Below are 8,181 nucleotides of genomic sequence, written 5' to 3' on the forward strand. Positions count from 1 at the left end.
GTGTGGGGCTTCCGGGCCCGGGGTGGGGGGGGGGGGGCGCCCCCCCCCCCCCCCCCCCCCCCCCCTGATGGGCACCCCCCCTGCCGGAGGGGAACCGCCAGACCCCCGCGCCCGGGGGGAGGCGCACCCGCCGACGCGGCCTGCACCCCCCGGCCCGCGCCAGCGGAGGGGATAACCTCAAGCCCGCGCCAGCGGGTGCGCGCCCCGGGAGGGGGTGGCCGGGAAGACGCGGGCCGCGGGGAGGGCGGCCTGGACGGCCGCGGTCACGGCGCCCGCCTGCTCCGCAGGGACGAGCGCGATCGCGGAACCCCCGAAGCCGCCACCGGTCATCCGCGCACCGAGCGCGCCGCAGGCGAGCACCGTGTCGACGACGAGGTCGAGTTCGGGGCAGGAGATCCGGAAGTCGTCCCGCAGGGACACGTGCCCGGCGGTGAGCACCGGACCGATCTCGCGGATGCGCCCGGCGTCGAGCAGGGCGATGACCTCCTCGACCCGCCGGTTCTCGGTGACGATGTGCCGGGTGAGCCGGCGCAGCCGCCCGTCGGGCTCGTCGGGCAGGGCGGCCAGGGCCGCGTCCAGGCCCTCGTAGGGCACGTCCCGCAGCGAGGCCAGGCCCAGCGCCGCGGCAGCCGCCTCGCAGCCGGACCGCAGCGCGGCGTACGCCCCGTCCGCGTGGGCGTGCTTGACCCGGGTGTCGGCCACCAGCAGCGTGAGGCCCGCGCCCACCAGGTCCAGCGGCACCTGGCGCTGTTCGAGCCCGCGGACGTCGAGGTGCAGCGCGTGCCCCTCGGTGCAGCACGCGGACGCGGTCTGGTCCATGACGCCGACCGGCGCGCCGACGTAGACGTTCTCCGAGCGCTGGCAGAGCAGCGCCAGTTCCTGCCGGGTGATGTCCACGCCGTGCAGATCACCGAGGGCCAGCCCGGTGACGACCTGGAGGGCGGCGGAGGAGGACAGGCCGCCGCCGACCGGCACGGTGCTGTCGTAGTGGATGTCGGCGCCGCCGACCGGGTGGCCGGCCTCGCGCAGGGTCCACAGGACGGCCGCGGGATAGGTGGCCCAGCCCGCGGCGCGGCCGGGGGCGAGGTCGTCGAGGCGCAGTTCGACCACGCCGCCGTCCATGTCGGCGGAGTGGACCCGCAGCAGGCCGTCGTCGCGACGCGCGACGGCGGCCCTGGTGGTCTGCGCGAGCGCGAAGGGCAGCACATGGCCGTCGTTGTAGTCGGTGTGCTCGCCGATCAGGTTCACCCGCCCGGGGGCCGCCCAGCAGCCCTCGGGCGCGCGTCCGAAGACGTCCTTGAAGGCTATGCCGAGGTCCGTCATTGCGCGTCCTCCCCGAGGGATTGAGCGAAGTTCCATGCGTCGCGGACGATCTCCGCGAGGTCGGTGCGGCTGGGCCGCCAGCCGAGCCGGTCGTGCGCGCGCTGCGCGGAGGCCACCAGGACGGCGGGGTCGCCGGCCCGGCGCGGCTGCACGGTCGCGGGGATGGGGTGCCCGGTGACCTGGCGGGCGGTGTCGATGACCTCGCGGACGGAGAATCCGCTGCCGTTGCCGAGGTTGCAGATCAGGTGCTCGCCCGCGGTGGCGTGGTCGAGCGCGAGCAGGTGCGCCTCGGCCAGGTCGGCGACGTGGATGTAGTCGCGCAGGCAGGTGCCGTCGGGCGTCGGATAGTCCTCGCCGAACACGGAGATGGCCTCGCGCCGGCCCTGGGCGACCTGGAGGACCAGCGGGATCAGGTGCGACTCGGGGTCGTGGCGCTCGCCGTGCCTGCCGTACGCGCCCGCCACGTTGAAGTACCGCAGGGAGACGGCGGCCAGGCCGTGGGCGGCGCACTCGGCGCCGATCATGTGGTCGACGGCGAGCTTGGTGGCGCCGTAGGGGTTGGTGGGGGCGGTGACGGCGTCCTCGGTGATGGGGATGCTCGCGGGCTCGCCGTAGGTGGCGGCGGTGGAGGAGAAGACCAGTGTGCCGACCCCGGAGTCGCGCATGGCGTCGAGCAGTTCGAGGCTGCCGCCGACGTTGTTCCGCCAGTATTTGGCCGGGTCGGCGACGGATTCGCCGACCTGCGACGACGCGGCGAAGTGCAGCACGGCGTCGTAGGAGCCGTCGAGCACCTTGGCCGCGTCCTGGATCCGGCCCTCGACGAAGTCGGCGCCGTCCGGGACGCCCTCCCGGAAGCCGGTGGACAGGTCGTCCAGAACGGTCACCCGGTGCCCGGCGGCCAGCAGATGGGCGGCGACCACACCGCCGACGTATCCGGCTCCACCGGTGACCAGCAGCTTCAGGGGGCTCTTACTCACTGACTCGCTACCTCTCGCAGTCGCAGCGCGGCGGCCTCGGGCGGTACGTCGTTGATGAACGCGCCCATGCCCGATTCGGACCCCGCAAGATACTTAAGCTTGCCCGACGTGCGGCGAATCGTGAAAAGCTCCAGATGCAGCCCGAACTCCCGCCGCTCGGGCGTGCCGAAGGGCGCCTGGTGCCAGCCGGAGATGTACGGGGTGCGCGGCTGCCCGGGGCCGAAGATCCGGTCGAAGCGGCGCAGCAGCTCCAGGTAGACGCGCGGGAATTCGGCGCGCGCGTCCTCGTCGAGGGCGAGCAGGTCCGGCACCCGGCGGTGCGGGAAGAGGTGCACCTCGTAGGGCCAGTGGGCGGCGTGCGGGACGAACGCGGTCCAGTGCTCGCCCGCCAGCACGATCCGCCGGCCGTCGGCGGTCTCGTCGGCGAGGATGTCGTCGAAGAGGTTGCGGCCGGTGCGTTCGCGGTGCCCGGCGAGGGCGCTCAGCATGAGCGAGGTGCGCGGGGTGACGAACGGGTAGCCGTAGATCTGGCCGTGCGGGTGGCCGAGGGTGACGCCTATCTCCTTGCCGCGGTTCTCGAAGGGGAAGACCTGGACGACGCCGGGAAGTTGGGACAGCTCCCTGGTGCGGTCGATCCAGGCGTCGAGCACGAGCCGGGCGCGGGCCTCGCTGAGGTCGGCGAAGGAGGCGTCGTGGTCGGAGGTGAAGCAGACCACCTCGCAGCGTCCCGCGTCGCCCGCCAGCGAGGGGAAGCGGTTCTCGAAGACGACGACCTCGTAGTCGGTGCCGGGTATCTCACTGAGCCGTCCCTCGCGCGAGGGGCACAGCGGGCATTCGTCGGCCGGCGGGTGGTAGGTGCGGCCCTGGCGGTGCGAGGCGATGGCCACGGTGTCGCCGAGCAGGCGGTCGTGGCGCAGTTCGGAATGGGTGGCGACGGGCTCCAGCGGACGGCGGTCGACGGCGTCACGGATGACCGCGTCGGCCGTGTCGTCGGCGTCGTAGTAGATCAGTTCGCGGCCGTCCGCGAGCCGGGTCGTCGTCTTCTTCACCCTACAGACCCCTCACACCACAATCACCCAACATAACCGCACACAATGAATCATGACAGAACAGCGCAGTCAATGCGCGAGGGCAGGTGAAGTTGACTTCATGAGCGCAGGGCGGAGCCGCGTCCGTTTCGGGCACAACCAAACAAAGCCGAACAGATGAATGGCCGGACGTGCGGTTCAGCGCACTCCGGGGGCCGCCGCGCGGTCGAGCAGGCCGGTGCGCGCGGCCAGCGCCGCCGCTTCGAGCCGGGAGCCGACGCCCAGCTTCATCAGCACCCGCTGCACGTGTGTACGCGCGGTGCTGGGCGCGATCCGCATCCCGGCCGCGATCAGCCGGGTGTCCTCGCCCTCGGCGACCCGCACCAGCACCTCGATCTCGCGCGGGGTCAGCAGTTCGAGCAGCCGCATGCCCTCGTCGTCCGGCTGCTGGGCCGGGTTGAGCAGTTCGGCGAAGGCGCCCTGCAGCAGCGGCTGCGCCACCGCGACCTCACCGGCCCGCGCCTTGGCCATGGCCCGCTCCACGCCCTCGATCCGCTCGTCGTGGCGTACGTAGCCCGACGCGCCGGCCGCGAAGGCCGCCGCGATGCCGCGCGGGTCGGGCACCGGGCCGAGAACGACCACCGCGACCCCGGGCCGCTCCCGCTTGATCCTGGCGACCGCGTCGAAGGCGCCGGGCTCGGCCGGCGCCGCCGTGCCGAACAGACACACCTCGGGCGACCGGCTCAGCACCAGCTCCGCCGCCCCGGCCGCGGGCGCGGACGCGGCAAGCACCCGGTGCCCCCGCAGCTTGAGCGCCGAGGCCAGCGCCTCGGCGAGCAGCCGGTGGTCGTCGACCACCACGAGGCGTACGCCCATGTCGGCCATCCCCTATCCCCCCGGGGGTCCGCTCCGCAGCCGCCCCCGTTCCCTACGCATACCGCGCCCGAGCCGGTCCCAACCGCGCCCCCCGGGCGGTATGGCTCCAGGCCGCGAAGCTACACGCTCACCGCATGGCGCGCGCCCCCAACCGGGCAGAAGTTTCCGGGAATTCCGGGCTGCCTGCCGGCAGGGGGCGCGCGAACGGGTCGGTGCGGGCCGTCAGTGGAAGTCGACCAGGTACTTCTCGTCGTCGTTGCCCTCGTAGACGGTGTGGGTCACGACGTAGAAGTGGCCGTTGCGCCAGTACGGGTAGTTCTCCAGGTCGGACAGGTCGATGTGGTCCTTGGAGCCGTCGGCGAAGCTCGCGAACTTCTTCATCGCGCCGCTCGCCGGGTCGATGGTGACCAGCTGCCCCGGCACGTCGTAGTCCGGCGGTTCGAGGGCGAGCAGCTGGCCGTCCACGAAGTCCAGGCCGACGATGTCCTGCTTGTCGGCGGGCTTGGCGACCCACTTCTGCTTGCCGTCGGCGGTGTTGAAGGCGACGATGCCGCTCAGCACCTGGCCCTTACTGTCGCCCTGGCTGCGCAGCGTCAGATAGACGGTGTCCTTGCTGACCAGCACATTGTGCACATCCTGCGCGCCGTTGTCGCCGAGCGAGACATCGTACTTGTCGGTGCCCAGCGAGATCCGGGACTGCATCCGGCCGTTCGCGAGGGTGACCACGTCGGTGGAGTTGCTGTTCGCGGTGCCGAGCACCACCACGACCGGGTCGGTGGACACGATCGCGTTGACCTCGGTGCCGCCCGGGGCCTCCCAGGACCACTTCGCCTTGCCGCTGCTGTCGGGGTCGATGACCTGGACCTTGTAGGTCTTGTAGTCGCAGTTGACGATCACCACGAACTGGCTGCCGCCGGCGTAGCCGTCGTCCTCGCAGTTGCCGTTGCCGCCCTGCCACAGGACCTTCTGGGTGGACAGCCGGTAACCGATGGACCCGCTGAGCCAGTCGACGCCGACCGTGTCACCGCTGATCGCCATCTGCGAGTAGTCGAAGTCGGTCTTGCTGCCGGTGGCGCCCGGCAGGATCGCCGACCACTTCTGGACCCCGGTGGTCAGGTCGAAGACCATCACCTGGTTGCAGCTGGGGCCGTACTGGACGGCGGCCAGGTTCTGGTACGTGTCCTTGGCCGCCGCGCAGTCGCCGCGGGAGGGGGCGGGCAGCGTCCAGGCCGGATTCCCGGTGGCGACGTCATAGGCGACGATCTTGTCGATCTCGCCCTTCACCACGTACTTGTCGGTGAACCAGATCCCGAAGACCGTCTTGAGGTTGTCCTTCTCCGCGACCTTGTCGGCCTGCTTGTCCCAGCCGAACTGCAGCTCGCTGGAGTGCGGGGCCGTGGTCGGGCCGGCGCTGCTGCTCTGCGCGACCGGCTTGGGGCCCGGCTTGTCGTCGCCGCCCTTGGCCGCGAAGTAGACACCGCCGCCGATCACCAGAACCGCCGCCACCACGGCCGCGATGATGATCAGCAGCTTGCTGGTGGAGCGCCCGCCGCCGGGACCGCCGGGATACTGCGGCTGGGCCGGGTAGCCGTACGGCCCCTGCGGCGGCACCTGGCCGTACTGCGGCTGCCCCGGGTACGGCTGCGGGGCGCCGCCCGCGTACGGCGGGGTCTGCGGCGGCAGCTGCTGGTGCGGGAAGGCCGCCTGGGTGGGCGCCTGCGCGTACGGATTCTGCGCCGGCGGCACCGGCTGCGCGTACGGGTTGTCACCGGCCGGCGGCTGACCCGCGGCCGGGTAGCCGTAACCGCCGCCCGGGGGCGGCGGCGGGGTCTGCGCCGGGTAGCCGTAGCCCGGCGGCGGGGGCGGAGTCTGCGGCTGCTGCTGCGGCGGCTGCGGAGGACCCGGCGGGGGCGGCACGGCGCCGTCGGACTTCCCGAACTCGGGCGGGTTGCCTGGCGGCGGGGGCGGCTGCGACATCAGCGGGACCTCTTCGTGCTCACGGTTTCAGGTCAGGTGGGCGGAAAATCTTTCTATCACCCCGGCACCATTGCCCCCGTGGGCCGCCGCTGTTCCGTTACCGGCCTGCTACACGTTCTCCCCGACCCGACCTGCCCCGATCGCTGTCATCCTGCGTCGTCGGCCAGTTCGAGCCAGCGCATCTCCAGGTCCTCGCGCTCCTCGCGCAACGCCCGCAGCTCCGCGTCGATTTCGGCCACCTTCGCAAAGTCCGTCGCGTGCTCGGTGATCCGGGTGTGCAGCGTCTTCTCCTTGACGCCGACCTTGTCCAACTGCCGCTCGATGCGCTGGAGTTCCTTCTTCGCCGCCCGGGTGTCGCCGGCCGGCTTCTCCTTCGCCTGCGGTGCCGGCGGCGCGGCGGCCTCCGCGATCGCCCGGCGGCGCTCCAGATACTCGTCCACCCCGCGCGGCAGCATCCGCAGGCTCTGGTCGCCCAGCAGCGCGAAGACCCGGTCGGTGGTGCGCTCAAGGAAGTAGCGGTCGTGGCTGATCACGGCCATCGAGCCCGGCCAGCCGTCGAGCAGGTCCTCCAACTGGGTCAGCGTCTCGATGTCCAGGTCGTTGGTCGGCTCGTCAAGGAACAGCACGTTCGGCTCGTCCATCAGCAGCCGCAGCAGCTGGAGCCGGCGCCGCTCACCGCCGGACAGGTCGCCGACCGGCGTCCACTGCTTCTCCTTGGTGAAGCCGAACTTCTCGCACAGCTGCCCCGCGGTCATCTCCCGGCCCTTGCCCAGGTCGACCCGCTGCCGTACCGCCTCCACCGCCTGGAGCACCCGCAGGGCCGGGTCCAGCTCCGCGACCTCCTGCGACAGATACGCCAGCCGCACGGTCTTGCCCACCACGACCCGGCCCGCGGCCGGCTGCGCGTCGCCGTCGGTCACCGCCGCGTCCGCGAGCACCTTGAGCAGCGACGTCTTGCCCGCCCCGTTCACCCCGACCAGGCCGACCCGGTCGCCCGGGCCGAGCTGCCAGGTGATGTGCCGCAGCAACTGCTTCGGCCCGGCCGTGACCGTCACGTCCTCCAGCTCGAAAACCGTCTTGCCCAGACGGGAGTTGGCGAACTTCATCAGCTCCGCCGTGTCGCGGGGCGGCGGCACGTCCTCGATCAGGGCGTTCGCCGCCTCGATCCTGAACCGCGGCTTCGACGTACGCGCGGGCGCGCCCCTGCGCAGCCACGCCAGCTCCTTGCGGACCAGGTTCTGCCGCTTGGTCTCCTCGGTCGCCGCGATGCGCTCGCGCTCGGCGCGGGCGAAGACGTAGTCGCTGTATCCGCCCTCGTACTCGTACACCGTGCCGCGCTGCACGTCCCACATCCGGGTGCACACCTGGTCGAGGAACCAGCGGTCGTGGGTCACCACCACCAGCGCGGACCTGCGGACCCGCAGGTGGGCCGCGAGCCAGGCGATGCCCTCCACGTCCAGGTGGTTGGTCGGCTCGTCCAGCACGATCAGGTCCTGCTCGTCGATCAGCAGCTTCGCCAGCGCGATTCGCCGCCGCTCGCCGCCCGACAACGGCCCGATCACCGTGTCGAGGCCGGCCGGGAAGCCCGGCAGGTCCAGCCCGCCGAACAGCCCGGTCAGCACGTCCCTGATCCTGGCGTCCCCCGCCCACTGGTGGTCCGCCCGGTCCCCGACGACCTCGTGCCGCACGGTCGCCGCCGGGTCCAGGCTGTCGTGCTGCGTCAGCACGCCGAGCCGCAGCCCGCCCTGGTGCGTCACGCGTCCCGCGTCGGGCTCCTCCAGCTTCGCGAGCATCCGCACGAGCGTGGTCTTGCCGTCGCCGTTCCGGCCGACGACCCCGATCCGGTCACCCTCCGACACGCCGAGCGACACGGCTTCCAGCAGGGCGCGCGTGCCGTACGTCTTGCCGACGGCTTCGACGTTGACCAGGTTGACGGCCACTTCTCGTCTCTCCAAGCGCAGGGGGACATCTCTCTCCCCTCACCCTAATCGCCCCGCACC

At 72.1% G+C, this 8,181-nt stretch carries 6 protein-coding genes; all 6 read right to left on the reverse strand.

From position 1 onward, the window contains the following. Positions 1-177: 177 nt before the first annotated feature. A complete protein-coding gene (gene galK / locus V7E46_RS30530; protein WP_333771446.1) occupies positions 178-1,323 on the reverse strand; it encodes a galactokinase in 1,146 nt (381 codons plus the stop codon). Continuing rightward, on the reverse strand, positions 1,320-2,300 hold the full coding sequence (galE, locus tag V7E46_RS30535) for a UDP-glucose 4-epimerase GalE (protein WP_333771447.1): 981 nt from the start codon (positions 2,298-2,300) through the stop codon (positions 1,320-1,322). The genes galK and galE overlap by 4 nt, the downstream gene beginning before the upstream one ends. Next, positions 2,297-3,349, reverse strand: coding sequence for a galactose-1-phosphate uridylyltransferase (gene galT / locus V7E46_RS30540; protein ID WP_329178380.1), 1,053 nt, complete (start codon positions 3,347-3,349; stop codon positions 2,297-2,299). Before galT ends, galE begins: the two co-directional genes overlap by 4 nt. 177 nt (positions 3,350-3,526) lie before the next feature. Continuing rightward, a complete protein-coding gene (locus V7E46_RS30545; protein WP_329182534.1) occupies positions 3,527-4,204 on the reverse strand; it encodes a response regulator transcription factor in 678 nt (225 codons plus the stop codon). Between the two features lie 222 nt (positions 4,205-4,426). Next, positions 4,427-6,181, reverse strand: coding sequence for a hypothetical protein (locus tag V7E46_RS30550; protein ID WP_333771448.1), 1,755 nt, complete (start codon positions 6,179-6,181; stop codon positions 4,427-4,429). Between the two features lie 146 nt (positions 6,182-6,327). Further along, entirely contained in the window at positions 6,328-8,121 is a 1,794-nt protein-coding gene (locus tag V7E46_RS30555; protein ID WP_329182533.1) for an ABC-F family ATP-binding cassette domain-containing protein, read from the reverse strand. Between the last annotated feature and the right edge of the window lie 60 nt (positions 8,122-8,181).

The organism is Streptomyces sp. IBSBF 2435, from assembly GCF_036815005.1.
GTDB lineage: Bacteria > Actinomycetota > Actinomycetes > Streptomycetales > Streptomycetaceae > Actinacidiphila.